Annotated in this window: 2 protein-coding genes; both read left to right on the plus strand. The window is 38.1% G+C overall.

Translation table 11 applies throughout. From position 1 onward, the window contains the following. Positions 1 to 28: 28 nt before the first annotated feature. Positions 29 to 1,432 carry a tryptophanase gene (locus PSF16_RS17210; protein WP_006659054.1) on the plus strand — a complete coding sequence of 468 codons (1,404 nt, stop codon included), beginning with the start codon at positions 29 to 31 and terminating at the stop codon, positions 1,430 to 1,432. Between the two features lie 67 nt (positions 1,433 to 1,499). Beyond that, positions 1,500 to 2,150: aromatic amino acid transport family protein (locus PSF16_RS17215; protein WP_272689788.1), on the plus strand; the 651-nt coding region annotated here is incomplete at its 3' end.

Raw genomic sequence — 2,150 nt, forward strand, 5'->3', positions numbered from 1 at the left:
GATTTAATGAAAAATTAAAGGTATTATCATGGCTAAAAGAATCGTAGAACCGTTCCGTATTAAAATGGTAGAAAACATCCGTATTCCATCCAGAGAAGAGCGTGAAGCAGCATTAAAAGAGGCGGGTTATAACCCATTCTTGTTACCAAGTAGTGCGGTGTATATTGACCTGTTGACTGACTCGGGTACTAACGCCATGAGTGACCGTCAATGGGCAGCGATGATCACCGGTGATGAAGCGTATGCAGGTTCTCGTAACTATTATGATTTAAAAGATAAAGTTAAAGAAATGTTTGACTACGACTACGTGATCCCTGCTCACCAAGGTCGTGGTGCTGAAAATATGTTATTCCCTGTTTTACTGAAAGTAAAACAAGAACAGGGCGGTGCGAAAAAACCGGTATTTATTTCTAACTTCCACTTTGATACAACAGCGGCTCACGTTGAATTAAATGGTTGTAAAGCTATTAATATTGTTACCGAAAAAGCCTATGATTCTGAAACTTATGATGATTGGAAAGGTAATTTCGATATTCAAAAATTAAAAGATAATATTGCAAAACACGGTGCCGAAAACGTGGTTGCCATTGTTTCAACCATCACCTGTAACAGTGCGGGTGGTCAGCCAGTTTCAATGGATAACCTGAAAGAAGTTTATGAAATCGCGAAACAGCATAATATCTTTGTTGTGATGGACTCTGCGCGTTTCTGCGAAAACGCGTATTTCATTAAAGAACGTGATCCGAAATATAAAAATGCCACAATTAAAGAAATTATTCTAGATATGTACAAATATGCTGATGCGCTCACTATGTCAGCGAAAAAAGACCCACTGTTAAATATCGGTGGTCTGGTGTGCATTAAAAATGATGAAAAAATCTTTACGCTGGCAAGACAACGCTGTGTACCAATGGAAGGCTTCGTGACCTACGGTGGTTTAGCGGGTCGTGATATGGCCGCGATGGTACAAGGTTTAGAAGAAGGTGCAGGGGAAGATTATTTGCATTATCGTATTGGTCAGGTGAAATACCTCGGTGATCGTTTACGTGAAGGCGGTATTCCAATTCAGTACCCTACCGGTGGTCATGCAGTGTTTGTTGACTGTAAAAAATTGGTTCCACATATCCCTGGAGACCAATTCCCAGCACAAGCGGTAATTAACGCACTGTATTTAGAGTCTGGTGTTCGTGCGGTTGAAATTGGTTCATTCCTATTAGGTCGTGACCCAGAAACAGGTAAGCAAAAACACGCCGATATGGAGTTCATGCGCTTAACTATCGCACGACGTGTTTATACCAACGATCATATGGATTACATTGCAGATGCTCTGATTGGCTTAAAAGATAAATTCGCAACCTTGAAAGGTTTAGATTTTGAATATGAGCCGCCAGTATTAAGACACTTTACTGCAAGATTGAAACCTATCAAATAATAAATAGTAGTTCTGCGGGTTCCCGTGCAATGCGGGAACCTTATCCCTTATTTTTAAGGTGAACAATATGAACAATTCGGCAGCCAAGAAAGAACCCTCCATAATGGTAGGGGGTTTTGTGCTAGGCGGAGCTATGATAGGGGCAGGTATGTTTAGCTTGCCAACTATTATGGCAGGAGCTTGGTTTATTAACTCGATTGTAATATTACTGATTGTTTGTTTTTTTATGTTTCATTCAGGGATCTATATTTTAGAATGCATATCCAAATACGGAGAAGGCACCAATTATTTTTATATATCTAAAGAATTATTACCAAAATGGGCATGTTATATTGCTAACGCAGCACTCATATTTGTTTTATATATATTGATATATGCTTATATTTCCGCAGCCGGATCTGTTATTAAAGAGGCAGCTGCAATATATGGGTTTGAGATTAATTTAAGATTAATATTTGTTGTTTTCACTATACTATTAGGCGCAAGTATTTGGTGGAGTGGAATTGCAGCAAGTCGATTAACTTCATTATTCTTATTTATCAAAATTATTTTATTTATTCTCGCTTTTTCAGGGTTATTTTTAATTGTAAAAACTGATTTACTATTAAAATCGCCTGTAGGGGATAGTCAGCTATCATTACTGCCATTTGTCTTTATTATTATTCCTTACGCTATCACCTCTTTTGGCTACCACGGTAATGTATGTAGCTTATATAAC

Origin of the sequence: Providencia sp. PROV033, from assembly GCF_028484855.1 — a bacterium.
Taxonomy (GTDB): domain Bacteria; phylum Pseudomonadota; class Gammaproteobacteria; order Enterobacterales; family Enterobacteriaceae; genus Providencia; species Providencia alcalifaciens.